This is a genomic window from Micrococcus luteus NCTC 2665, from assembly GCF_000023205.1.
Classification (GTDB): Bacteria; Actinomycetota; Actinomycetes; order Actinomycetales; family Micrococcaceae; genus Micrococcus; species Micrococcus luteus.
This window is the reverse complement of record NC_012803.1, coordinates 1,763,190-1,785,310: the sequence shown is the minus strand read 5'-3', so window position 1 is coordinate 1,785,310 and position 22,121 is coordinate 1,763,190. Positions and strand designations below refer to the sequence as shown.

Genomic DNA, 22,121 nt, shown 5'->3' with positions numbered 1-22,121 from the left:
CCCGCGTCGCACGAGCTCGACTGTGATGCACACCGCCCGGGGGGTGCCATGATGGGGGCATGCCGACCCCGCATCCCCGCCAGATCCGCCAGTCCGCCAAGCTGCTGAACGTCCGCTACGACGTGCGCGGCCCCATCCTGGAGGAGGCGCAGCGGATGGAGGCCGAGGGCCACCGGATCATGAAGCTGAACATCGGCAACCCGGCCCCGTTCGGCTTCGAGGCGCCGGACGCCGTCCTGGCGGCGATGCACCAGCACCTGCCGCACGCGCAGGGCTACTCGGACTCCAAGGGCATCTACTCGGCGCGCACCGCCGTCTCGCAGTACTACGAGTCCCGGGGCATCCGGGACATCGGCGTGGACGACGTGTTCATCGGCAACGGCGTGTCCGAGATGATCACCATGGTCTTGCAGGCCCTGGTCGACGACGGCGACGAGATCCTCGTCCCCTCGCCCGACTACCCGCTGTGGACCGGCGCCACCACCCTGGCCGGGGGCCGGGCGGTGCACTACCGCTGCGTCGAGGAGGAGGGCTGGGAGCCCGACCTCGAGCACATCGAGTCCCTCATCACGGAGCGCACCAAGGGCATCGTCCTGATCAACCCGAACAACCCCACCGGCGCGGTCTACTCCCGCGCCGTGCTGCAGGGCATCGTGGACGTGGCCCGCCGCCACAACCTCGTCCTCATGGCGGACGAGATCTACGAGAAGATCACCTACGACGGCGCCCGCCACATCAACGCCGCCGGCCTGTCCGACGACGTGCTCACCCTGACGTTCTCAGGCCTGTCCAAGGCGTACCGGGTGGCGGGCTACCGCTCCGGCTGGGTGGCCGTGTCCGGGCCGAAGCACCGGGCCGCCGACTTCCTCGAGGGCCTGACCCTGCTGGCCAACATGCGGATGTGCGCCAACGTGCCCGCGCAGCACGCCATCCAGGTGGCACTGGGCGGCTACCAGTCCATCAACGACCTCGTCCTGCCCGGCGGCCGGCTGCTCGAGCAGCGCAACCTCGCCCAGGACCGCCTGAACGCCATCCCCGGCGTGTCCGTGCAGCCGGCCCACGGCGCCCTCTACCTGTTCCCGCGGCTGGACCCGGAGGTCTACGCGATCGACGACGACGAGGCGTTCGTCATCGAGCTGCTGCGGGCGAAGAAGATCCTCGTCTCGCACGGCGGGGCGTTCAACTACCCGCACAGCGACCACTTCCGGCTCGTCACGCTGCCCAGCGTGAAGGACCTGGACGTGGCCCTGGACCGCCTCGAGGACTTCCTCGAGGACTGGAGGGAGCGCCATGGCTGACACCCCGGCCGCCGAGGCGGGCCGACCCGCCCGCCCCACCGACGACAGCGTCTTCGGCGCCCCCGCCCGGGAGCTGTTCGCCGCCCGCCGCGGGGACGAGGTCCGGGGCCCGGCCGACGTCGACGCCGCCGCGACGCCCGGCTACGGCGGGGACAAGGCGAAGGGCAAGAAGGACCTGGCCGCGCGCGGCGCGGTGCTCGCCGACCTGCAGGAGCTGCTGTTCGCCCAGTCGGTGCGCGACGCGCCCGTGGGGGAGGTGCCGTCCCTGCTGGTGGTCCTGCAGGGCATGGACACCGCCGGCAAGGGCGGGATCATACGCCACGTGATCGGGGCGATGGATCCGCTGGGCGTCCACGTGCACGCGTTCAAGGCGCCGACCCCGGAGGAGCGCGCCCACGACTTCCTGTGGCGCATCCGACCGCACCTCCCGCGGCCCGGCCTGGTCTCCGTGTTCGACCGGTCGCACTACGAGGACGTGCTCGTGCACCGCGTGCGCGGGCTCTCCCCTCTGGCCGAGGTGGAGGAGCGCTACGGGGCCATCCGCGAGTTCGAGGCGGCCGTGCGCGCCGCGGGGACACGGATCGTCAAGGTGATGCTGCGGATCTCGCCGGAGGAGCAGGCCAAGCGCCTGCTGGCCCGCCTGGACGACCCCACGAAGCACTGGAAGTTCAGCGAGAGCGATCTCGATGACCGCGCGTACTGGGACCAGTACATGGACGCGTACCGGATCGCGATCGAGCGGACGGACACCGAGGACGCGCCGTGGTTCATCGTGCCGGCGGACCGCAAGTGGTTCGCGCGGCTGGCGGTGCAGCAGCTGATCATCGAGACCCTGCAGGGGATGGGGCTGGACTGGCCGAAGGCCGACTTCGACGTCGCGGCCGCCCGCCGTCGCCTGCTGGCGGGCTGAGCGCCGCCGTCGTCGCGATGGGCGGGCAGTGGTGGCCGGACCTTGCCGAGCACGGGGCCGCGGTGAGTCGATGTACGGACACCGGGCGCCGCAGAGGCGCTCCGGATCCGATCCGAAAGGTGGACCCATGACTGAGAACGCCAACCAGAATGCCCCGCTGACCGGCAAGACCGTCGCGTTCCTCGCGACCAACGGCGTCGAGCAGGTCGAGCTGACCTCCCCGTGGGAGGCCGTGATCGCCGCCGGCGCGACCCCCGTGCTCGTCTCGCCGGAGTCCGGCACCATCACCGCGATGCAGTCCGACTGGGATCACGGCGAGTCCTTCGACGTGAACACGACGGTGAAGGACGCCAAGGCCGAGGACTTCGACGGCCTCGTGATGCCGGGCGGCACCCTGAACGCGGACGCCATGCGCGTCAACAAGGACGCCCAGGCGTTCGTGCGTGCCTTCTTCGAGCAGCACAAGCCGGTGGCTGCCATCTGCCACGCCCCGTGGACCCTGATCGAGGCCGGCGTCGTGGAGGGCCGCCGCCTGACCAGCTACCCGTCCCTGAAGACTGACCTGAAGAACGCGGGCGCCCAGTGGGTGGACGAGGAGGTCGTCGTGGACAACGGGCTGACCACCTCGCGCTCCCCGGACGACCTCGACGCCTTCAACGCCAAGGTCGTGGAGGAGCTGAGCGAGGGCAAGCACGAGGACCAGACCGCCTGACCGACGTCGGGCGCGAGTCGCGTGGGGGCGGGGGCCGGTGGCCCCCGCCCCCGCCGTTTCCCGAACGAAAGCGGGGCGGAGGCCGCCGTTTCCCGAACGAAAGCGGGGCGGGGGCGGGGGTCAGTCGGCGTCGGGGGCGGCCTCGCCGCGCACCTGGTCGAGGCGGGCGCGGGCGCCGTCCAGCCAGGCCTGGCAACGGTCGGCCAGCGCCTCCCCGCGTTCCCACAGGGCCAGGGACTCCTCGAGGCCGGCGCCACCGGCCTCCAGCCTCCCCACGGTCTCCATCAGCTCGGCGCGCGCCTGCTCGTAGCTCATCCGGGCCACGTCCGAGACGTCCGCAGACGTGAAGCCCTCCACGCCGCTGGGGCGTCCCGCGTCCTGCGTCTGCTCGATGCCGTGCTCGCTCATGCCTGTCGTGTCCTCTCGTGGGATGGGGTCGGGGTGGTCCGATGCGTCGCGACGACGTCCGCGGTGATCCGTCCGGCCGCCACGAGGATGTCGAGCCGGTCGTCCGGGGCGACCTGGTCCGCATCGCGCACGACCTGACCGGCGTGCTGGACCACGGCGTAGCCGCGGTCCAGGGTGCGCTGCGGGGACAGGGCGCGCACGCGGGCGCGCAGCTGCGTGAGGGCGTCCTCCTCGCGGACGAGCCGGTGGCCCAGGGCGGACCGGCCGCGCTCCCGCCACCGGTCCGTCTCCTCCTGCCGGGCGTCCACCATCAGGTGCGGACGGGCCAGCACGGGTCGGGAGCGCAGGGTCGCGAGCCCCTCGGCCTCGGCGCGCACGCGGCGCTCGACGGCCGCGGCCAGCCGCAGGCGCGCGTCGGCGAGCCCGGCGGCCTCCTGGGCCGCATCCGGGACGATCCGCTTGGCCGCGTCCGTGGGGGTGGAGGCGCGCAGGTCGGCGACGTCGTCGAGGACCGGGCGGTCCGCTTCGTGGCCGATCGCCGAGACGACGGGCGTGCGCGCCGCCGCCACGGCGCGCACCAGCGTCTCGTCCGAGAAGGGGAGCACGACTTCCTCGAGCGCCCCGCCGCCGCGGGCGATGACGATGACGTCCACGGCCGGGTCGGCGTCGAGCTCGGCGAGTGCGGCGGCCACCTGCCGAGGGGCCTCGGCGCCCTGCACGGCGACCTCACGGATCTCGAACTCGGCCGCGGGCCAGCGCAGCAGCGTGTTGCGCAGCACGTCCTTCTTCGCGTCCGAGTCGCGGCCGGTGATGAGCCCGATCCGGTGGGGGAGCAGGGGCAGGGGCCGTTTGCGTGCGGGGGAGGTCAGCCCCTCCTCGGCGAGGGCTCGGCGCAGCAGCTCCACGCGGGCCAGCAGATCACCGAGTCCGACCGGGCGCATCTCCTGCACGTTCATGGACAGGCGCCCGGCCTTGAGCCAGAAGTTCGGCTTCACGCGCGCCACCACGCGGGAGCCCTGCTGGACGGTCCCGTCCAGGGTCATGGCGACGTTTCGCCAGGCGGTGAGCGACAGGGACACCTCCTCCTCGAGGTCCCGCATGGTCATGTAGACGTTGCCGCGGTTGTTCTTGAACTCGATGAGCTGGCCCTCGATCCACGTGGCGGGCGCGCGCTCGATGTGGGCCTTGAGGTTCTCGGAGAGCCGGCGCAGGGGCCACGGCCGCTCGGCGGAGGTCTCGCCCGCGCGGGCGGGCGCCGAGACGGGCACGTCCGACGCCGCCGAGGCGCCCTCGGTCACGGGCTGGTCCATCCGGGTCCCTCCTGTCCGCGCCCGGTCCGCCCGGGCACGGGCCCACCGTACCGCCCTCGCCGGACGCGCAAGACGGCGCCCGGGCGTCCCCCGGGCCCGCCGCCGACCCGGTCGGGGCGCTCAGACCGGGGAACGTTCGGCCAGGATGAGTACGCTCGACGGGGTCGGAACGGAACGGAATGGAAGGACCCCATGCGCACCACTCTCAGTTTCCTCGTCGCGGCCCTGGCGGGCCTGTTGGCGGTGCTCGCGACGGCCGGTGCCCTCGTCGACGAGGCGACGCACCGCCCGGAGCTGCTGCGCGGGGTGACGGAGCAGGTCGCGGTGGACCCCGAGGTCCGCGCCGCCGTGCCGGGGGTGATCGACGACGTCGTGCACGACGCCATCCCCGAGCAGGTGCCCGGCCCGCTGGCCCAGGTGGCCGAGGACCTGCTGCGCCCGCTGGCCCAGCGTGTGGCGGACGACCCGCAGGTGGTGCAGGGCTGGTCCGACACCGCTGACGAGGCCCGGCGCGCCTGGCTCGCCCAGCTCGAGGACCCGCAGGGCGCGGACGAGCCCGGCTCGGGCGCGGACGTGACCATCCCGTTCGGTCCCGTCGCACAGTCCGGGATCACCGCCGCCCTGGGCGACATCGAACGTGACCTGCGCGAGGACCGGTTCGACCTGCCCGGGCAGGCGCTGCTGGAGACGATCGCGGGCGCGGACGTCGGCGACTGGGCCGCGGACACGCTGCTGGCGCCCTTGTACGACCGCGCCGCGGACCTGCGGGACAGCACCGCGCTGCGCATGGACGCGCGCATCGACGCCTTGGCCGGCACGGACCGGGCCACCGTGCACCGCTGGGTGGACGCCTCCGCGCACTGGCGCTGGGCCGCCGCCGCGTCCGTGCTGGCGCTCGTGGGCGCCCTGCTGCTTGCCCCCCGAGGGCGGCGGGGTCTCGCCGTGGCCGTGGCGGGTGCGGTCGCCCTGGCCGGCGGGCTGATCGGCGGCGCCCGCCTGGGGCCGGACGCGGTCCACCTCACGGCGCCCGAGGGGGCCTCCCCGGGGGTGGCCGCGTTCGTCCAGCAGATGGAGGAGGCCGCCCGCCCGGCGTTCGCGGCCGCCGTCGCCCCCTACCCCCAGACCCTGACCACCCTGGGCTGGATCGTGCTGGCCGCGGGCCTGTTGCTGGCCCTGGCCGAGCTCTGGGCCGCTCGGCGTGGCCGGGTCCGTGCCGCCCGGGCGGACGGTTCCTCCGCGGTGGGCCGCTCCCACACCGCCGCCGACGTCACGTCGCGCTGAGCCCGCGGCGAAGCCCGGGCCCGGTCTGCGTCCCGGCCGATAGCATGGAGGGCATGTCCGCTCCCTCCGTCTCCGCCCGTCCGTCCGCCGTCGGCCTCGGGATGCCGCAGGTCCCGCGCGTTCGTCGTTCCCGTGAGGAGGTGGAGGAGGCCGCGCCCGTGTCCGGTGAGAAGCGCGTGCTGCTGGCCGCCCCCCGTGGCTACTGCGCCGGTGTGGACCGCGCCGTCGTCGCCGTCGAGAAGGCCCTCGAGCACCACGGCGCCCCCGTGTACGTGCGCAAGGAGATCGTCCACAACCGGCACGTGGTGGACACCCTGACCGAGCGCGGTGTGGTGTTCGTCGACGAGCTGGACGAGGTGCCCGAGGGCGCCCTGACCGTGTTCTCCGCGCACGGCGTGTCCCCGGCCGTCGTCGAGGAGGCCGCCCAGCGCAACCTGCGCACCATCGATGCCACGTGCCCGCTCGTGACCAAGGTGCATCGCGAGGCCGTGCGCTTCGCCAAGCAGGACAAGCGGATCCTGTTGATCGGCCACGACGGGCACGAGGAGGTCGAGGGCACGTTCGGCGAGGCGCCCGAGCACACCACGGTGATCAACGACGTCGCCGAGGCCCGGACCGTCCAGGTGGAGGACCCGGACAACCTGATCTGGCTCTCCCAGACCACGCTCTCCGTGGACGAGACCCTCGAGATCGTCTCCGTGCTGCGCGAGCGGTTCCCTCACCTGCAGGACCCGCCCTCGGACGACATCTGCTACGCCACCTCCAACCGGCAGGCGGCCATCAAGTCGATCTCGCCGGAGTGCGACCTGGTGATCATCGTGGGCTCGGCGAACTCCTCGAACTCGGTGCGCCTCAAGGAGGTCGCCGCGGAGTACGGGGCCTCCCGCGCCGAGCGCGTGGACTTCGCCAACCAGGTGGACGAGTCCTGGTTCGAGGGCGTGGCCACCGTGGGCCTGTCCTCGGGCGCGTCCGTGCCCGAGGTGCTGGTCCAGGAGGTGCTCGCGCTGCTGGCCGAGTACGGCTACGGGCAGGTGGACGAGGTGGTGACCGCCGAGGAGGACATCATCTTCTCCCTGCCCAAGGAGCTGCGCGCCGAACTCAAGCGGGTGGGTGACGAGTCCCGCTCGCTCGGCGGACGACGCCGCGACGCCGAGGCCTGAGCCGGGCGCCCTCCTCGCCCCTCGTTGAGGCCCGCAGACGCGCCGTCACGACGCCGGCGTAGCGGCGAGTCTGCGGGCCTCGGCGTTCCGGGGCGGCGGGTGGTCAGGACTCAGAGTCCGAAGACCCAGACGAGCAGGGTCATCGACGCGATGGAGATGAGCACGGCGGCGATGATGTTCAGCAACACGCCGCCCTTCACCATCTGGCCGATGGTCACGTAGCCGGAGCCGTACGCGATGGCGTTCGGCGGGGTGGCCACGGGCAGCATGAACGCGCAGGTCGCGGCGAGGGCGACGGGCGCGGCCAGCATGAGCGGGGCGACGCCGGTGCCCAGGGCCACGCCGGAGGCGACCGGCAGGAACGTGGCCGCGGTGGCCGTGTTCGAGGTCATCTCGGTCAGCAGCAGGATGCCGACGGCGGCGATCACCACGAGCACCCACACGGGGATGTCACCGAAGCCCTTGACCTGCTCACCGAGCCACGTGGACAGGCCCGACTTGGAGAACTGACCGGACAGTGCCAGGCCGCCGCCGAACAGCAGAAGCACGCCCCACGGCAGCTCCTTCGCGGCCTCCCAGTCGAGCAGGCGCACGCCGCGCCCGGCCCCGCCACCGGCCGGCAGGAGGAACAGGATGAGCCCGACGACCATGGCGATGGCCGCGTCCGAGAGCAGCGGGGACGTCAGGTCCAGGACGTACTCGGAGATCAGCGGCACGGTGATCCAGGCCAGCGCGGCGAGGACGAAGACGGCGAGGACCTTGGCCTCGGGGGCGCTCATGCGGCCGAGGCGGGCCAGCTCGGCGGCGATCAGGTCGCGGCCGCCGGGGACCTCGTCGATCTCCGGGCGGAACAGCACGCGGGTGAGCAGGAACCAGCACGCGAAGAGCAGCACGACGGCGATCGGCACGCCGACCAGCATCCACTGGCCGAAGCCGATCTCCACGCCGTGCTCGGCGGCCATGTGGCCCGCGAGCAGGGTGTTGGGCGGGGTGCCGATGATGGTGCCGAGCGAGCCGATGGACGCGGCGTACGCGATGCCGAGCATGAGCGCGGTGCCGAAGTTCGACTTGGTGAGGGAGCGGATCTCGGCCTGCGTGGGGGCCTCGCCGGGCGCGGAGGCGGGCGCGGCGGGGCGGTCGACCGGGTCCGCGGTCTCGTCCGCGGTCAGGGCGTCGTCCGTGGCGTAGCGCTGGACGAGCACGAGGATGGACACGCCGATGGGGAGCATCATCACGGCGGTGGCGGTGTTGGACACCCACATGGAGATGAACCCGGTGGCGATCATGAAGCCCAGGACGAGGTTCACGGTCCTGGCGCCCATGAACTTCAGGACGCCGAGCGCGATGCGCCGGTGCAGGTTCCAGCGCTGCATGGCCAGGGCGAGCATGAAGCCGCCCATGAACAGGAAGATGATGTTGTTGCCGTAGCTCGCGCCGATGGAGTCGAAGGTGATGCCGCCGTCGGACTCCTCGGCGGGCACGCCGAGCGGGAAGATGACGAGCGGCAGCAGGGCGGTGGCGGGGATGGGCAGGGCCTCGGTCATCCACCACACGGCCATGAGCACGGCGGTGGCGGCGACGAGGCGGGGCCAGACGCCGAGGTCGCCCGGCATCAGCAGGAACAGGGCGACGGCGAGCAGGGGGCCGGCCACGAGGCCGATGATGCGCTTGACGTTCTCGCCGCCGGTCAGCGGTTCGTCACGCATGCCCGGGGAGAGCTCGTGTTCGAACTCCTGGGCGGCCGCTCGGGGGTCGAAGCGGGAGACGTGCTCGTTGACGTTGCTCGGCGGGGGGAGTGGACGGGACGCCATGGGCGCCTCCTCATCAGGTCAGGGCCCACGTGCGGGCTGGCAATTCTCTGTGAGTTTCACCGTATCAAGTGATCTGGATCACCAGAAGGCGATCTCATCTCGGCGAGGGCCCACTCGCCCGGCCCCCCGCCCGGCCCTGCTCACGCCTCCCGCGCCGACTCCGCCCGACGACGGCGCAGCTCGTCCTCCTCCACGCCCGTGACCAGTTCCGGAGCGGCCAGGGGCCGGGGCGCGGACTCGAGCGTACGGATGTCCGGCGTGGGGGCCAGGCCCGGGTCGACTTCGCGAAGGCGCCGGGCGGCGGGGAGCACGCGCGACTCGACGTTGCCGACGAGCTGGTTGTAGCGGTCCACGGCAGTCTTGAGGGATCCGCCCATGCGGTCCAGGTGGGTGCCGAGCGTGCCGAGGCGCTCGTAGAGGTCCTTCGCGCTGGCCACCACGGTGTGGGCGTTCTCGGCCAGGGTGTCCTGCCGCCACGCGTAGGCCACGGACTTCAGGGCGGTCAGGAGGGAGACGGGGGCGACGAGCGCGACGTTCCGCGAGAACGCGTGGTCCAGCAGCCCGGGGTCCGCGTCCAGCGCCGCGGCCAGGAGCGACTCGGCGGGCAGGAAGCACAGGACCAGCTCGGGGGAGTGCTCGAGGCCGGCCCAGTAGGACTTCGCGGAGAGCTGGTCCACGTGGCGGCGCACGGCCGCGGCGTGCTGGGCGGCCAGCGCCTGGCGCCGCTCGTACGCCTCCTCGCCGGGCTCGTCCGCGAGGGCCTCGGCGGCCAGCGCGTCCCCGATGGGGGCCTTGGCGTCCACGGCCATGGCCTTGCCGCCGGGCAGGGACACCACGAGGTCCGGGCGGAGGCGCTCGCCGTCCCTGCCGGACAGCGTGGCCTGCTCCGTGAAGTCCACGTGGTGGAGCATGCCCGCCGCCTCGACGACCCGCCGCAGCTGCGCCTCTCCCCAGTGGCCCCGCGCGGAGGTGGACTTGAGCGTGGCCATGAGCGAGGTGGTCTGGTTCAGCAGGTCCCGGTCCGTGGCCGCGGCGGCGCGGAGCTGCTCCCCGAGCCGGCCGAACTGGGACGCCCGATCCCGTTCCAGCACGCTCACCTGCTCCTGGAGCGCCGCCAGCCGCTGGCCCAGCGGGGCGAGCGTGGACATCACCTGGGACTCCGCGCGTTGGCGTTCGGCGTCCTCGGCGCGCGCGGCCGTGAGCGCGCGCTGCTCCGCCCGGGCGGCCGCGAGCTCCTCTCGCGCCCCCTGGTGCTCGGTGCGCAGCGCGGCCAGCTCGGCCTGGGCCCGGCGGGCCACCTCACCGCCGCCGGCCGCCCGGCGCCACATGAGCCACGCGCCCACCAGGGCACCCAGCACGAGTCCGAGGATGAGGGCGAGCAGCAGGCTGAGGATCTCCATGACCCCACCCTCGCAGGCTGCACGGACACGGTAGGCCGCGGCGCGCCGTCGTCGTGGCGGGCAGCTCAGCCGAAGAGCGGGTTGGGGCCGTTGGCCACGACCTGCGGGTCGCCGTCGACGCGAGCGGCGATGCCCGCCGCGGCCACGCCGGGCAGATACGGGAAGACCATGCGGGTCGAGGCCAGGGCGGCGGCGTCGAAGGCCTCCACCGCGACGGCCGGGCGGGGTCCGTCCGCCGTCTCGATCTCGCCGTCGAACACGGCCACCGCCCGCGTGGGGCGCGGGCTGATCTTCGCGACCGTGGCGGCCGCCTGCTCGGGCTCGAGGTCCGGGTGCTCCCACATGCCGCGCTGGCCGTCGGCGGTGACGGCGAGGATCGTGGGGGCGAACACGGACTGCCGTCCGAGCGTGTCGAACACGTGCTCCACCGCGAGGCTGATCAGCGGCAGCAGCTCGCCGCCGGGAGGCATGGGGGTCGGTCCGGTGGGAGTCGGGGTGCTCATGGGGCCGAGGCTACCGGCCCTGTCCGACGGCGCCCACCCGCGCCTAGCGTGGGCCCATGCAGCTCACCATCGCCCCCGGGGACATCACGGCCACGCACGCGGACGCCGTCGTCAACGCCGCCAACTCGACACTGCTCGGCGGCGGAGGCGTGGACGGCGCCATCCACCGGCGCGGCGGCCCCGAGATCCTGGCCGAGTGCCGCCGCCTGCGCGAGACCGATCTGCCGGAGGGGCTGCCCGCCGGCCAGGCCGTGGCGACGACGGCGGGGCGCCTGCCGGCGCGCTGGGTCATCCACACGGTGGGCCCGGTGTGGGCCAAGACCATCGACAAGTCCGACACCCTCGCCTCGTGCTACCGCGAGTCCCTGAAGGTGGCGGCCGGGCTCGGCGCCCGGACGGTCGCGTTCCCGGCGATCTCCGCGGGGATCTACGGCTGGCCCATGGAGGACGCGGCGCGGATCGCCGTCGAGACCTGCCACGCGATGGCGGACGAGGTGGGCGGCACCGTGGACGAGGTGCTGTTCGTGCCCTACGGCGAGACGGCGGAGGCCGCGTTCCGTGCGGCGCTCGAGCATCTCACCTGAGCGCCTCCGCTGAACCGCCCCTACAGCCACCCTCGATCGCGCGCGACCGTCGCGGCCTCGCCGCGCGTGCTGGTGGCCGTCTTGCCGATCGCCGCGCTCAGGTGGTTGCGCACCGTGCCCGCCGAGAGGTGCAGGCGCCCGGCGATCGCACGGACGGAGGCCCCCGTGAGTGCTTCGCGCAGCACATCGACCTCCCGCGGGGTCAGCGGGCTCGGACCCGCCGCGAGGGTGTCCACCGCGAGCGAGGGATCCACCACGCGCTCACCACGGGCCACCGCGCGCACGGCGTCGGCGAGCTGCTCGGCCGGGGTGTCCTTGACCACGAATCCCCGGGCCCCGGCGGCCAGGGCCCGCTCCAGGTAGCCGGGGCGGCCGAAGGTCGTCACCATCAGCACGGCGCAGTCCAGGCCGCGGTCCCGGATCCGGCGCAGGGCCTCGAGCCCGTCCACTCCGGGCATCTCGATGTCCAGCAGGGCGACGTCCACGTCATGGGCCTCGACGGCGTCCGCCACCTCGTCCCCGGAGGCGGCCTGGGCGACGACGATCAGGTCCGGCTCGGTGTCCAGAAGGGCGGCCAGGGCGCCGCGCACGAGCGCCTGGTCGTCGGCCAGCAGCAGGCGCAGCGGAGCCCCGGGCCCGCGACCGGTCGAGGGTGGCGTCGCCGGGGATGAGGTCGAGTCGGCTGCCTCTCTCATGCGTCCATCCTGCCCTCGGCGGCGGGCAGCACCCCGCGTGCGGCCTCCGTCGCGCTCCCGCCCCAGTGCACGGCCACGCCGGTGCCGGCTCCGCCCAGCCCCGGCCCCACCTCGAGGCGTGCGCCCTCCGCGGCCGCCCGCTCGGCGAGGGTGCGGGGGCCCACACCCGCCGCGACGGAGGCCGGCAACCCGGCGCCGTCGTCGAGCACCGCCACGTGGTGGGCGTCCAGGCTGATGCGCACCCGGCGGGCCCCGGCGTGGCGGAGCACGTTGGTCACGGCCTCGCGCACGACCCAGGCGGCCAGGGCGCGGCGACGCTCCGGCACCTCGGTGACGGCGCCGGGCGGCGGGGCCTCGACGGCCATCCCGGCGTCCCGCAGTGCCCCCATGGAGAGGGAGAGCTGCCCGCCCAGCTCCGGGGCGGCGAGCTCGGCGACGGCGGCCCGCGCCTCGGCGAGGGCCGTGCGGGACAGGGCGATCACCTCGGCGGCCTCCTGCTTGGCCCGGGCGGGGTCCGCGTCGATCAGTCGGTGCACGAGCTGGGTCTTGACGTTGATGGTGGTCAGGGAGTGGCCCAGGATGTCGTGCAGATCCCGGCCGAGCCGTTCCCGCTGGCCGGCGAGGTCGAGTTCATGCGTCATCTCCATGACCCGGTCGTCCCGGCCGATGGCCAGGCGCATGCCCACCAGCACCACCAGGAGGACGGCGAGGTTGCCCAGCACGACGGGCAGGGCCGGATCGCCGGGGAAGAACAGCAGCCCGGTCGCCAGCGCCGCGGCCATCGTGGCCCCGGCGCCGATCAGGCCCACGCGTAGCCGGTGGGGGAAGAGCCACGTGGCCACGAGGAAGGGGGAGTAGAGCAGGGCGTGGACGCCCAGGATCCGGGTCAGCACGGCCAGGCACCCGGCGAGCACGAGCCAGGTGAGGACCGCGTTGGCCCAGGCCGGCCACGCGCGCACCGGGCGCGGCACCACGAACGCGGCCAGGTAGACGAGGATGAAGACCACGATGGCCGCCACCCCCAGGATCGCCTCGCCCCGCCCGTCCCCGGGCGTGAACGCCCGGCGGAGGAGCTCGACGAGGACGAAGCCGAAGCTGATGAGCCACACCCCGGCGAACCCCAGCGTGGACGGCCACAGGTGCAGCGGCAGAACGGCGGGGTCGTGCTCCGCCGTGCCGACCGTCGGTCGGGCCGGCGCCGGGGATCCGCCGGCGGGGCTCATGCGCGGGCCGTCCGGGAGCGGGAGGCGAGCAGGCAGACCACCGTGAACACGGCCGTCCAGGCCAGCAGGTTCACGATCGGCAGCCACAGCGGGTCCGCGGCGGCGGCGGGTTCCGTTCCCATCTGTGCCCTCTCTCCCTCCATCTGCGGCCATCGGGCGAGGGCGCCGGCCCCGTACACCGGAGTGAAGCGCCCGATGTCCAGCATGATGCCCGAGAGCGGGACGAAGAGGTTCCCGAGGAAGCCGAACACCACCAGGATGCCCGACGCCGCGGACACGGCGGCCTCCGAACGGAAGAGCAGGGCGGCCGCCAGGCCGAACAGCGCGAACGGCAGCGAGGACACCAGGGCGAGGGCGCCCGTCGTGAGCCAGCGCAGCGGGCCGATGAGCTCGGCGCCCGTGAGCGCGCCCGCGGCGAGCACGGCGAGCACGGGCAGGGCGGCCATGGCCAGGGCCACGAGGCACTTGCCGGCGAGGTAGGCGCCCGGGGTGAGCGCGGTCAGGGAGAGCTGGCGGCCCCAGCCGGACTGGCGCTCGACGGCGGCCGAGCCGGCGATCGACGTGGTGGCCATGACCGCCCCGTACACGGCCATGCCGGTCATGGTGTACGCGGACACGTTCCCGTGGCCGACGGGGCGGTCTCCCCAGTCGGAGAGCGCGCCGAACATGAGGTAGAGCGCCACGGGGAGGACGACGATGAAGAACGAGCCCTCGATCATCCGCACGTTGCGGACGAACTCGCGGCGTGCGTAGCCGAACAGGCGGCCGGGGGCGGTGGTGGTCGTGCTCATGCGAGGGACTCCTGCGGCTCGGAGGGTGCCGGCTGGCCGGCGTCGGTCAGGGAGAGGAACACGTCGTCGAGGGAGGCGTGGGTGATCGCCAGGTCCTCGACGAGGCGCTCGTTCAGCAGGTGGCGGGCGACGTCGTCGCCGGTGACCGAGCCCCCGGCGGGGACGCGCACGCGCAGGCGGCCGGGGGAGAGGTGCTGTGGTTCGAGCTGGACGGCGTCCTGCGGCAGGCTCAGGGCGGTGGCGAGGCGGGCGGGCGCGTCCGGATCGTCTCCGCCGCCGGCCCAGCGGCCCGTGAGGGTGACGGACCCGCCGGTGGCGAGCTCGGCGGGCGTGCCGTCCGCGTGGATCCGGCCCTCGCGCATCAGGACGATCCGGTCCGCGAAGTCCTCGGCTTCGGGGAGGAAGTGGGTGGCGAACACGATGGTGCGGCCCCGGTCCGCCTCGGCGTGCATGGTGTCCCAGAAGTCGTGGCGGGCGCGGACGTCCATGCCCGCGGTGGGCTCGTCCAGGATCAGCAGCTCGGGGTCGGTGAGCAGGGCCAGGGCGAAGCGCAGCCGCTGGCGCTCGCCTCCGGAGCACTTCTTCACCCGGCGCCCGGCCAGCCCGGTGAGGCCGGCGCGCTCGAGGGCGGCGGGCACGCCGATGTGGCGGCGGTGGCAGCCGGCCACCATGGCCACGGTCTCGCGGACGCTCAGGTCCTCCAGCAGGCCGCCCGTCTGCAGCACCGCGCCCACCCGGCCCTGGCGGATCGCGGCGACAGGCTCGGAGCCGAGGACGCGGACCGTGCCGTCCGAGGGCGGGCTGAAGCCCAGGGCCATGTCCAGCAGCGTGGTCTTGCCGGCGCCGTTGGGCCCGAGGAGGGCGAGGACTTCGCCGGCAGGGACGGTGAGGTCCACGCCGTCCACGGCCCGGACCGGTCCGAAGCGGCGGGTGAGTCCCCGGGTTGCGAGTGCGGGTGCGTTGCTCATGGCTCCAGCCTCGCCGCGGGGCGCGCCCCGCGGGAGCGGCAGACGTCAGGAATGCGCCATGACGAATGTCATGGGTGGGGCCGCGCCGTCGCGTGCGGGCCGTCCCTCAGAAAGTTGAGCGGAGTTCACGAAGATTTCTGGAATAGGTTCGCCGGGCGTGCTGTTGTGGTGATCAGACGCCGCGGTGTCAGCGGCGCCGACCCGACTCCCGAGGAGAGTGAACCGACATGACCCGTCCCATCGATCCGTTCCGTGAGATGGAGCGTCCCTTCCGTGAGATGGAGCGTCTGGTGAACGGTCTGACGACCCGCGCGACCGGCACCGCGTCCATGCCCATGAACCTGTACCGCGAGGGCGACGCCTTCGTCGCCGAGGTCGAGCTGCCCGGCGTCGACCCGGCCTCTATCGACGTGGACGTGGAGGAGCGCACGCTCACCGTCCGCGCCGAGCGCAAGGAGGACCCGGCCCGCGAGGACCGACGCTGGCTCACCCGTGAGCGTTCCGCCGGCACCTTCGCCCGCCAGCTCACCCTGGGCGAGGGTCTCGCCCTCGACCGCATCCAGGCCGACTACAGCGACGGCGTCCTGACCCTCACCATCCCGGTGGCGGAGCAGGCCAAGCCCCGCAAGATCTCCGTCACCCACGGCGGCACCGCCCCCGTGGCCGGGCAGACCGTGGAGGCCGTGGAGGGCTCCGCCGCCGAGGCCTCCGGCGAGTGATCGCCCTCTGACGGAGCCGCGCACGCGGCCGGTGTGACCGGCCCGCGGCCCGTCCCCCGAACGCGAATGCGGCGGGCCCCCACCGGGGGCCCGCCGCATCTGCGTGGTGGTCAGGCGCGGTCGGCCAGGATCAGCTGCGCGGCCTTCTCACCGATCATGAAGCACGTGATGTTGGGGTTCACGGTCACGTGCTCGGGCATCACGGAGGCGTCGGCCACGCGCAGACCCGTCACGCCCTTGACGCGCAGGCGGGCGTCCAGGGGGCTCATGGCGTCGTCGTCGGCGCCCATGCGCACCGAGCCCACCGGGTGGTACACGGTGTTGTGGGTGCGGCGCACGTAGTCGGCGATCTCCTCATCGGTCTGCGCCTCCACGCCCGGGGCCAGCTCGCGCCCCGCCCACGCCGCCATGGCCGGCTGGGAGACGATCTCCCGGGCCAGCCGGATGCCGGCGACCGCGACGGCCATGTCATGGCCCTCCGGGTCGGTGAAGTAGCGCGGGTCCACGGCCGGCTTGTCCCGGTAGTCGTTGGAGCGCAGGCGCACGGTGCCGCGGGACTTGGCGAGGGGGGACCCGGTGGCCCTGCGGTCTCGGCTGTCGTCCGCTGTTCGGCAGACACAGGTGTGCGTCCTCTCGTCGGGGTCTGGGCGGCCCGCCCACCCTACAGATCGGTCATCTGGGCGGGGATGCGTGCTGGGCGGTGCGGGTCTCTGGGTTCCGTGGGCGCGTGGGGGCGGGGGCTGGGGCTGCCGGGCCCCGTGGCCGCCGGGCCTCTGGGTTCCGTGGGCAGAAAAGCAAGGGTTTCTGCCCCCGGAAGGGAAAACCCTGCCGGTTCTGCCCCTGCAAGCGAAAACCCTGCCGGTTCTGCCCCCGGAACAGGGGAGAGCGCACTTTCTGCCCACGGAGCGGGTGGGGCTGCCGGTTCTGCCCACGGAACGGGGCCGGTGCGGGACGCCTCCGCCGCGGTGGGCCCGCCGGTAGACTGCCGGACTGTGGCTTTGACTATCGGATTCGTGGGACTGCCCAACGTGGGCAAGTCGACCCTGTTCAACGCGCTGACGCGCCAGACCGTGCTCGCGGCGAACTACCCATTCGCGACGATCGAGCCGAACGTGGGCGTGGTGAACCTGCCGGATGAGCGGCTGCCCCAGCTGGCCGAGATCTTCGGCTCCGAGCGCATCCTGCCGGCCACGGTGTCCTTCGTGGACATCGCCGGCATCGTGAAGGGCGCCTCCGAGGGGGAGGGCCTGGGCAATCAGTTCCTGGCGAACATCCGTGAGGCCCACGCGATTGCCCAGGTGGTGCGCGCGTTCGACGACGGCGACGTCGTCCACGTGGACGGCAAGGTGGACCCGGCCTCGGACATGGAGACCATCAACACCGAGCTGATCATCGCGGACATGCAGACCGTGGAGAAGGCGATCCCGCGCGTCGAGAAGGAGGTCAAGGGCAAGAAGAAGGAGCCCGCCGACCTCGAGGCGCTCAAGGCCGCGCTCGCGGTGCTGGAGCGGGGCGAGACGATCTTCGCCGTGAAGGACAAGGACAAGCTGGACATGGACCGGCTGCGCGAGCTGAGCCTGCTCACCGCCAAGCCGTTCATCTACGTGTTCAACTCGGACGAGGGTGTGCTGGGGGACGAGGCCAGGCAGCAGGAGCTGCGCGATCTGGTGGCCCCCGCCGACGCCGTGTTCCTGGACGCCAAGCTCGAGTCCGACCTCGTGGAGCTCTCCGAGGAGGAGGCCGCCGAGATGCTGGAGATGGCCGGGCAGGACGAGTCCGGGCTGGACCAGCTGGCCCGCGTGGGCTTCTCCACCCTCGGCCTGCAGACGTACCTGACGGCGGGGCCGAAGGAGACGCGCGCGTGGACCATCCCCGTCGGCGCGACCGCACCCGAGGCCGCCGGCGTGATCCACACCGACTTCCAGCGCGGCTTCATCAAGGCTGAGATTGTGAGTTTCGATGATCTGATCGCTGCCGGGTCCATGGCCGACGCCAAGGCCGCCGGCAAGGTGCGCATGGAGGGCAAGGACTACGTGATGAAGGACGGCGACGTGGTCGAGTTCCGGTTCAACGTGTGAATCGTTGGAATCATGCGGTTCTTGGTGCCGTAACTCTATGGCATGACGGGGAGTTATGGCGCGCCTATGGCAGTCGTGCCGTAACGGTGGGTGCCCTCACTGGCTGGTGCTGGTGGGGGCTTCGTCGTCTCTGGGGAGGGGCTGTGTGCCTCTCTGACGCGCTCTCGCGTACTGGGGGTCCACAGGTGCCAGTGGGGGAGCGGGAGGCGCTATGCGGGGCACTGAGGGCGCGTGGCTGGGCTGGGTGAGCGATCCCGTGGGAGAGTTGCCCTATGGCAAAACCGGCGCACATCTCGAAGAGGCACCACTATGTCCCAAAGGTCTACTTGCGAGGGTTTGCTAAGGATGAAAAATTCATTAACGTAGTTCCTCTCGACTCAAAGCGAAGAGGCTTCTTGGCGAGTCTGGACAAGATTGCACTTGAGAATGACTACAATACGTTGACTTCTCCTGCCATATTTGAGAGGGCTGACGAAGCTGAGCATCAACTAAACACAATAGAGACAAGCGCCGCCCCAATTATCAGAAAAATCAGAGAACGGGACTTCAAGCTGAATTTTGAGGAGCGGGAACACCTGTCTCGCTTCATTTCAATCCAAGCCCATCGTGGTCCGAATGTTCGAGCGAATCACGAGAAATTTCTGGACGCCGTAACCGTGCAGAGTGCGGGAATGAGCGGACCGGACGAACTGGAGGAGTTTGTCCGGTCCTACATGGGAGCGAATTATCCCGAGTTTAATGCTGAACTCGTTTGGGAGAACCTAAAAGATCCAAATTTCGACATCAAGAATGACCTTAGGCTTCAACATCTCCAAAATACTTTTATTAGCGCTGAGGCTGAGGTTCCATTCCTCATCGGTAGAGAATGGACTTTCTTCTACTTCGAAAGAAAAAAGCTAATAACATCCGACTCGCCCCTCTCGATGTTCGCACCCGACGAGCCGATTGAGAAAGCCAATACTACATTGCGAGGGGCGGAGGCGTTATTGTTCCCGTTGTCGCGATCCGTGGCGCTGCACTTGGGTCGACTGCATGGATTTAATTGCCATGGATCAGAGGAGGAAATTTATCGACAGGTGGGCGACCTCAGTAAGACAGCGGATGGCGAATTTGACCGCGTACTAGCGGGAACTTCGCATCTTGCCAACCAATTCAATGTTATGACGGCGTTTTTTGCCGAAAGAGAGGTTTTCAGGCATCCTGACGACTCGCAACTGGACGCGTTAATATTTAAGAGCGCCCGTCGAAGTTGATGATGCGCTGGAATACGTTCAGGCGTCCGATGGTGCCCCTGTGCCCTCTACGGCGCTATCTGCCTCTCTGAGCGCCTTGTAGACGGTGTTGCGGCTGACGCCTGCCTCACGGGCTATTCGTGCCACAGGGACGCCCTGCGCGTGTCTGGCGACTACTTCGGCGGCTTGCTCGGGCGTGAGTGCTGGGGGGCGGTGGGTCAGTTTGCCGGCTGCTCGTGCTGCGGCGACGCCTTCACGTCTGCGCTCATTGATAAGTTCGCGCTCGAACTGGGCGAAGATGCCCATGATCTGAAGCATCATGCGGTCAAGTGGGTTGGCTGTTTCGTGTGGACTGGCGGTGATGCCCTCTTTCTCGAAGTGGACGGTCACGCCCGCGTCGTTGAGTTCCTTCACGATTGCTTCGAGGTCTGCGAGGTCGCGTGCGAGTCTGTCGATGCTCCACACCTTCACGGTGTCGCCGTCTCGGGCGTAGTCGATGAGTGCGGCGAGTTGTGGTCTTTGTCGGTCTTTTGCGCTGGCGTGCTCTCGAAACACTTTGTCTACGCCTGCCGCTATCGCTTCTTGTCGGGCGAGGTTTTGTCCGTAAATGCTCACGCGTAAGTTGAGTCCCGCATAGTGGTGTAGCGCCCGGTGGTCGGGCACGTCGTTCCAGACGTGGACGCGGCCACCGTGTGATCCTTCGAGTCAACCTCTCACAGAATCCTCGAATGGAGTCATCACGATGACCGCTCCTCATATTGTCGACCCTGCCGGCCTGCTCGGAGAAGCCCTGTCCGAGGCCTCCCCGGACATGATGCGCCACCTGCTGCAGACCATGATCAACACCTTGCTGTCCGCGGATGCCGACGCGGTGGTCGGTGCCGAATGGGGCAAGCCCAGCTCCTCGCGCACTGCTCAGCGGAACGGGTACCGCCACCGGGACCTGGACACCCGGGTCGGCACCCTGGACGTGGCCATCCCCAAGCTCAGATCGGGCACGTACTTCCCGGACTGGCTACTTGAACGCAGGAAGAGAGCGGAGTCGGCGCTGATCACCGTGGTCGCTGACTGCTACCTCGCCGGGGTCTCGACCCGACGGATGGACAAGCTGGTCAAGACTCTGGGCGTCAACGCCCTGTCCAAGTCCCAAGTCTCCCGGATGGCCACCGAGCTCGACGAGCAGGTCGAGGCCTTCCGCCACCGCCCGCTCGGGGTGGCCGGCCCGTTCACGTTCGTGGCCGCCGATGCGCTGAGCATGAAGGTCCGCGAGGGCGGGCGCGTGGTCAACGCCGTGGTGCTGCTGGCCACCGGGGTCAACGCTGACGGCCACCGCGAGGTCCTGGGCCTGCGGGTCGCCACCTCGGAGACCGGGGCGGCGTGGAACGAGTTCTTCGCCGACCTGGTCGCCCGCGGCCTGGCCGGGGTCCGGTTGGTCACTTCTGACGCCCACACCGGACTCAAGGACGCCATCGCGGCGAACCTGCCCGGAGCGACGTGGCAGCGCTGCCGCACCCATTACGCGGCGAACCTGATGGGCATCACCCCGAAGAACATGTGGCCGGCCGTGAAAGCGGCTCTTCACACTTGAGCGTGGAGTCCTGCTCGAGGGTGGATCTGGGAGCGTCGGCGTGTCCGTCGGAAGCTCCTGGCCAGAATACGTGACTGGTAGTTGGTCTGGTTGCGGAACCCGCGGCCGGTGCGCTTGACCTGTTTGATGGCCGTGTTGGCCGCCTCGGTGCGGGCGTTCGTGACTCGGGTGCGGATGAACACCTTGATCTCGACCCACCACTTCCCCACGGTGGCCGAGAGCCTGTCAGCCTCCGGCAGTCCTGCGGCGGCTACGGTCAGCTCGAAGTCGATCCGGGCGTTCTGGGCCGCTGCGACGGTGGGGGCGTTCAGGATCCGCCGCAGGTGCTCCTTGACCGCCCAGGCGGCGGCGACCTGCTCATAGGCATCGTCGTCCAGGACGTGCTCGAGTCGGCGCAGGCCGGCCTCGGTGAGTCGGTCCCCGGCCCGCAGCAGCAACATCCGGTGAGCCCACACGGCATCCTGCTTGCGGCCCCGCCGGCCCAGGACTTCGCGCACCACGCGTTGGCGGACCTCGGTGAGCATCTGGTTGCCGAGCTTGACCAGGTGGAAGTGGTCCACGCTGATGTCCACGGTCGGCAGCACCTTGCGGATCGCGGTGCGGAACGTGGCCGAGGGATCGATGGCGACCACCTCGAGCCGATCCAGCCAGGCTTCGGAGCGTTCGGCCAGCCAGGCGGTGACGTTGCGGGAAGACCGTCCGTCGACGACGCCGAGCACGTGCCCGGTGTCGGCGACGACAAAGGTGCTCATCCACGGCTCGACCCGGCACCAGACGGCCGTGTCGGGGTGTTTGAACCACTTGGCGGTGGCGAACCGGTGCTCGTCGATGCCCAGCGCCCGCACCGGCACCTTGTCGACCTCCGGCAAGACCATGGTGTGGCCCAGGATGGCGGCGTTGACGGTGCCCCACGCCAGGCCATGCGCGTTGGCGGCTTCCGCGGTGGCCCGGCCGGAGTCCAGCACCGCGGCCACCACGGCCTCCCGCAACCGGGTGGTACACCGGGCCCGGGCCGGCAACTGGTCCGTGGTCTGCGTGAAGGTCCGGCGCGGGCAGGCCCCCTCGGCGCACAGGAACCTGGGCTTGACGACAACCAACTCCAACAGGTCCCCACCGACAGGGATGTCCTTCACGGACTGGCGGACCCGCTGGTGCACCCGGCCCGAGAACACCCCGCAGCCCGGGCAGGCCCCCTCGGCGGCATCGGCGGCCACAACGACACGCCTACCTCCCAGTGGCCGGTCGAGGGCCTGAAGGACGGTGTATCCCTCCAGGTTGAACACCACCGATGCCGCCGCACGGACGTGGTGCTCGGCAGCGGCGTGGGCAGGCAGGGGCAAGGCAGCGCGCGTACGCTGGGACATGGCTCGTGTCCTTCGTGATCGAGGTTAGATTCTTCGCAAAATCCATCCTCTTGCAAGGGCACGGGCCCTTGACTCACGACACCCCC

General features: G+C 71.2%; 20 protein-coding genes and 2 pseudogenes. 10 read left to right on the top strand and 12 right to left on the bottom strand.

Annotated elements, in window-relative coordinates:
* The first annotated feature begins 59 nt into the window (after window positions 1-59).
* From MLUT_RS19675 to MLUT_RS19665, 3 genes are all read left to right on the top strand, one after another.
* On the top strand, window positions 60-1,298 hold the full coding sequence (locus MLUT_RS19675; RefSeq protein WP_010080456.1) for a pyridoxal phosphate-dependent aminotransferase: 1,239 nt from the start codon (window positions 60-62) through the stop codon (window positions 1,296-1,298).
* Window positions 1,291-2,208 (top strand): PPK2 family polyphosphate kinase, encoded by a 918-nt coding sequence (locus MLUT_RS19670; RefSeq protein WP_010080457.1) that lies wholly within the window; start codon window positions 1,291-1,293, stop codon window positions 2,206-2,208. Before MLUT_RS19675 ends, MLUT_RS19670 begins: the two co-directional genes overlap by 8 nt.
* A gap of 127 nt (window positions 2,209-2,335) precedes the next feature.
* Window positions 2,336-2,920 carry a type 1 glutamine amidotransferase domain-containing protein gene (locus MLUT_RS19665; RefSeq protein WP_010080458.1) on the top strand — a complete coding sequence of 195 codons (585 nt, stop codon included), beginning with the start codon at window positions 2,336-2,338 and terminating at the stop codon, window positions 2,918-2,920.
* A gap of 120 nt (window positions 2,921-3,040) precedes the next feature.
* On the opposite strand, the gene MLUT_RS19660 is transcribed toward MLUT_RS19665, so the two are convergent.
* On the bottom strand, window positions 3,041-3,328 hold the full coding sequence (locus tag MLUT_RS19660; protein WP_010080459.1) for an exodeoxyribonuclease VII small subunit: 288 nt from the start codon (window positions 3,326-3,328) through the stop codon (window positions 3,041-3,043).
* Complete coding sequence (gene xseA / locus MLUT_RS19655; RefSeq protein WP_010080460.1) at window positions 3,325-4,638, bottom strand: exodeoxyribonuclease VII large subunit; 1,314 nt, start codon at window positions 4,636-4,638, stop codon at window positions 3,325-3,327. The genes MLUT_RS19660 and xseA overlap by 4 nt, the downstream gene beginning before the upstream one ends.
* A gap of 192 nt (window positions 4,639-4,830) precedes the next feature.
* On the opposite strand from xseA, the gene MLUT_RS19650 reads away from it, so the two are divergent.
* Both MLUT_RS19650 and MLUT_RS19645 read left to right on the top strand, forming a co-directional pair.
* The gene (locus MLUT_RS19650; RefSeq protein WP_010080461.1) at window positions 4,831-5,919 is read left to right on the top strand and encodes a hypothetical protein; all 1,089 of its coding nucleotides are present in this window, start codon (window positions 4,831-4,833) and stop codon (window positions 5,917-5,919) included.
* Window positions 5,920-5,972: 53 nt separating this feature from the next.
* Entirely contained in the window at window positions 5,973-7,079 is a 1,107-nt protein-coding gene (locus MLUT_RS19645) for a 4-hydroxy-3-methylbut-2-enyl diphosphate reductase (protein ID WP_010080462.1), read from the top strand.
* A gap of 110 nt (window positions 7,080-7,189) precedes the next feature.
* On the opposite strand, the gene MLUT_RS19640 is transcribed toward MLUT_RS19645, so the two are convergent.
* The 3 genes from MLUT_RS19640 to MLUT_RS19630 all read right to left on the bottom strand — a co-directional run bounded on the left by MLUT_RS19640 (window position 7,190) and on the right by MLUT_RS19630 (window position 10,793).
* Entirely contained in the window at window positions 7,190-8,890 is a 1,701-nt protein-coding gene (locus MLUT_RS19640; RefSeq protein WP_010080463.1) for an SLC13 family permease, read from the bottom strand.
* A 140-nt stretch (window positions 8,891-9,030) separates the two neighbouring features.
* Complete coding sequence (locus MLUT_RS19635) at window positions 9,031-10,290, bottom strand: DNA recombination protein RmuC (RefSeq protein WP_010080464.1); 1,260 nt, start codon at window positions 10,288-10,290, stop codon at window positions 9,031-9,033.
* A 65-nt stretch (window positions 10,291-10,355) separates the two neighbouring features.
* The gene (locus MLUT_RS19630; protein ID WP_231936602.1) at window positions 10,356-10,793 is read right to left on the bottom strand and encodes a hypothetical protein; all 438 of its coding nucleotides are present in this window, start codon (window positions 10,791-10,793) and stop codon (window positions 10,356-10,358) included.
* A gap of 56 nt (window positions 10,794-10,849) precedes the next feature.
* On the opposite strand from MLUT_RS19630, the gene MLUT_RS19625 reads away from it, so the two are divergent.
* Window positions 10,850-11,377 carry an O-acetyl-ADP-ribose deacetylase gene (locus MLUT_RS19625; RefSeq protein WP_010080466.1) on the top strand — a complete coding sequence of 176 codons (528 nt, stop codon included), beginning with the start codon at window positions 10,850-10,852 and terminating at the stop codon, window positions 11,375-11,377.
* 20 nt (window positions 11,378-11,397) lie between these two features.
* On the opposite strand, the gene MLUT_RS19620 is transcribed toward MLUT_RS19625, so the two are convergent.
* Genes MLUT_RS19620 through MLUT_RS19605 form a run of 4 tightly spaced genes read right to left on the bottom strand, consistent with a single transcriptional unit; the run spans window position 11,398 to window position 15,054 of the window.
* Window positions 11,398-12,072 carry a response regulator transcription factor gene (locus tag MLUT_RS19620; RefSeq protein WP_010080467.1) on the bottom strand — a complete coding sequence of 225 codons (675 nt, stop codon included), beginning with the start codon at window positions 12,070-12,072 and terminating at the stop codon, window positions 11,398-11,400.
* Window positions 12,069-13,295 (bottom strand): sensor histidine kinase, encoded by a 1,227-nt coding sequence (locus tag MLUT_RS19615; protein WP_010080468.1) that lies wholly within the window; start codon window positions 13,293-13,295, stop codon window positions 12,069-12,071. The genes MLUT_RS19620 and MLUT_RS19615 overlap by 4 nt, the downstream gene beginning before the upstream one ends.
* Window positions 13,292-14,086 (bottom strand): ABC transporter permease, encoded by a 795-nt coding sequence (locus tag MLUT_RS19610; protein WP_010080469.1) that lies wholly within the window; start codon window positions 14,084-14,086, stop codon window positions 13,292-13,294. The genes MLUT_RS19615 and MLUT_RS19610 overlap by 4 nt, the downstream gene beginning before the upstream one ends.
* Window positions 14,083-15,054 carry an ABC transporter ATP-binding protein gene (locus MLUT_RS19605; RefSeq protein WP_010080470.1) on the bottom strand — a complete coding sequence of 324 codons (972 nt, stop codon included), beginning with the start codon at window positions 15,052-15,054 and terminating at the stop codon, window positions 14,083-14,085. Before MLUT_RS19605 ends, MLUT_RS19610 begins: the two co-directional genes overlap by 4 nt.
* Before the next feature lie 227 nt (window positions 15,055-15,281).
* Between MLUT_RS19605 and MLUT_RS19600 the strand changes: the two genes are divergently transcribed.
* Window positions 15,282-15,773 (top strand): Hsp20/alpha crystallin family protein, encoded by a 492-nt coding sequence (locus tag MLUT_RS19600; protein WP_010080471.1) that lies wholly within the window; start codon window positions 15,282-15,284, stop codon window positions 15,771-15,773.
* Between the two features lie 110 nt (window positions 15,774-15,883).
* On the opposite strand, the pseudogene MLUT_RS19595 reads toward MLUT_RS19600, so the two are convergent.
* Window positions 15,884-16,336: pseudogene (locus MLUT_RS19595) on the bottom strand (GMC oxidoreductase); the annotation flags it as partial.
* Between the two features lie 429 nt (window positions 16,337-16,765).
* On the opposite strand from MLUT_RS19595, the gene ychF reads away from it, so the two are divergent.
* The gene (gene ychF / locus MLUT_RS19590) at window positions 16,766-17,851 is read left to right on the top strand and encodes a redox-regulated ATPase YchF (RefSeq protein ID WP_029248320.1); all 1,086 of its coding nucleotides are present in this window, start codon (window positions 16,766-16,768) and stop codon (window positions 17,849-17,851) included.
* Window positions 17,852-18,123: 272 nt separating this feature from the next.
* Window positions 18,124-19,104: a DUF4238 domain-containing protein gene (locus tag MLUT_RS23680; protein ID WP_012751026.1), complete on the top strand. Its 981-nt coding sequence runs from the start codon at window positions 18,124-18,126 to the stop codon at window positions 19,102-19,104.
* Between the two features lie 18 nt (window positions 19,105-19,122).
* On the opposite strand, the gene MLUT_RS23675 is transcribed toward MLUT_RS23680, so the two are convergent.
* Window positions 19,123-19,698, bottom strand: coding sequence for a recombinase family protein (locus MLUT_RS23675; RefSeq protein ID WP_231936601.1), 576 nt, complete (start codon window positions 19,696-19,698; stop codon window positions 19,123-19,125).
* Window positions 19,699-19,825: 127 nt separating this feature from the next.
* On the opposite strand from MLUT_RS23675, the pseudogene MLUT_RS19580 reads away from it, so the two are divergent.
* Window positions 19,826-20,668 (top strand): annotated as a pseudogene (locus tag MLUT_RS19580) (IS256 family transposase); the annotation flags it as partial.
* Here the strand turns inward: MLUT_RS19580 and MLUT_RS19575 are convergent.
* The gene (locus MLUT_RS19575) at window positions 20,662-22,035 is read right to left on the bottom strand and encodes an ISL3-like element ISMlu13 family transposase (RefSeq protein ID WP_012751137.1); all 1,374 of its coding nucleotides are present in this window, start codon (window positions 22,033-22,035) and stop codon (window positions 20,662-20,664) included. The pseudogene MLUT_RS19580 and the gene MLUT_RS19575 overlap by 7 nt on opposite strands.
* Between the last annotated feature and the right edge of the window lie 86 nt (window positions 22,036-22,121).

Bases quoted from the DNA above. Each gene is read 5' to 3' on its own strand.
- MLUT_RS19645 (WP_010080462.1), top strand. From the start codon at position 5,973: ATGTCCGCTCCCTCCGTCTCCGCCCGTCCGTCCGCCGTCGGCCTCGGG.
- MLUT_RS19640 (WP_010080463.1), bottom strand. From the start codon at position 8,890: ATGGCGTCCCGTCCACTCCCCCCGCCGAGCAACGTCAACGAGCACGTC.
- MLUT_RS19625 (WP_010080466.1), top strand. From the start codon at position 10,850: ATGCAGCTCACCATCGCCCCCGGGGACATCACGGCCACGCACGCGGAC.
- MLUT_RS19615 (WP_010080468.1), bottom strand. From the start codon at position 13,295: ATGAGCCCCGCCGGCGGATCCCCGGCGCCGGCCCGACCGACGGTCGGC.
- MLUT_RS19605 (WP_010080470.1), bottom strand. From the start codon at position 15,054: ATGAGCAACGCACCCGCACTCGCAACCCGGGGACTCACCCGCCGCTTC.
- MLUT_RS19660 (WP_010080459.1), bottom strand. From the start codon at position 3,328: ATGAGCGAGCACGGCATCGAGCAGACGCAGGACGCGGGACGCCCCAGC.
- MLUT_RS19665 (WP_010080458.1), top strand. From the start codon at position 2,336: ATGACTGAGAACGCCAACCAGAATGCCCCGCTGACCGGCAAGACCGTC.
- MLUT_RS19630 (WP_231936602.1), bottom strand. From the start codon at position 10,793: ATGAGCACCCCGACTCCCACCGGACCGACCCCCATGCCTCCCGGCGGC.
- MLUT_RS19650 (WP_010080461.1), top strand. From the start codon at position 4,831: ATGCGCACCACTCTCAGTTTCCTCGTCGCGGCCCTGGCGGGCCTGTTG.
- MLUT_RS19600 (WP_010080471.1), top strand. From the start codon at position 15,282: ATGACCCGTCCCATCGATCCGTTCCGTGAGATGGAGCGTCCCTTCCGT.
- MLUT_RS19620 (WP_010080467.1), bottom strand. From the start codon at position 12,072: ATGAGAGAGGCAGCCGACTCGACCTCATCCCCGGCGACGCCACCCTCG.
- MLUT_RS19675 (WP_010080456.1), top strand. From the start codon at position 60: ATGCCGACCCCGCATCCCCGCCAGATCCGCCAGTCCGCCAAGCTGCTG.
- MLUT_RS19575 (WP_012751137.1), bottom strand. From the start codon at position 22,035: ATGTCCCAGCGTACGCGCGCTGCCTTGCCCCTGCCTGCCCACGCCGCT.
- MLUT_RS19670 (WP_010080457.1), top strand. From the start codon at position 1,291: ATGGCTGACACCCCGGCCGCCGAGGCGGGCCGACCCGCCCGCCCCACC.
- MLUT_RS23680 (WP_012751026.1), top strand. From the start codon at position 18,124: ATGGCAAAACCGGCGCACATCTCGAAGAGGCACCACTATGTCCCAAAG.
- MLUT_RS19610 (WP_010080469.1), bottom strand. From the start codon at position 14,086: ATGAGCACGACCACCACCGCCCCCGGCCGCCTGTTCGGCTACGCACGC.
- MLUT_RS19635 (WP_010080464.1), bottom strand. From the start codon at position 10,290: ATGGAGATCCTCAGCCTGCTGCTCGCCCTCATCCTCGGACTCGTGCTG.
- xseA (WP_010080460.1), bottom strand. From the start codon at position 4,638: ATGGACCAGCCCGTGACCGAGGGCGCCTCGGCGGCGTCGGACGTGCCC.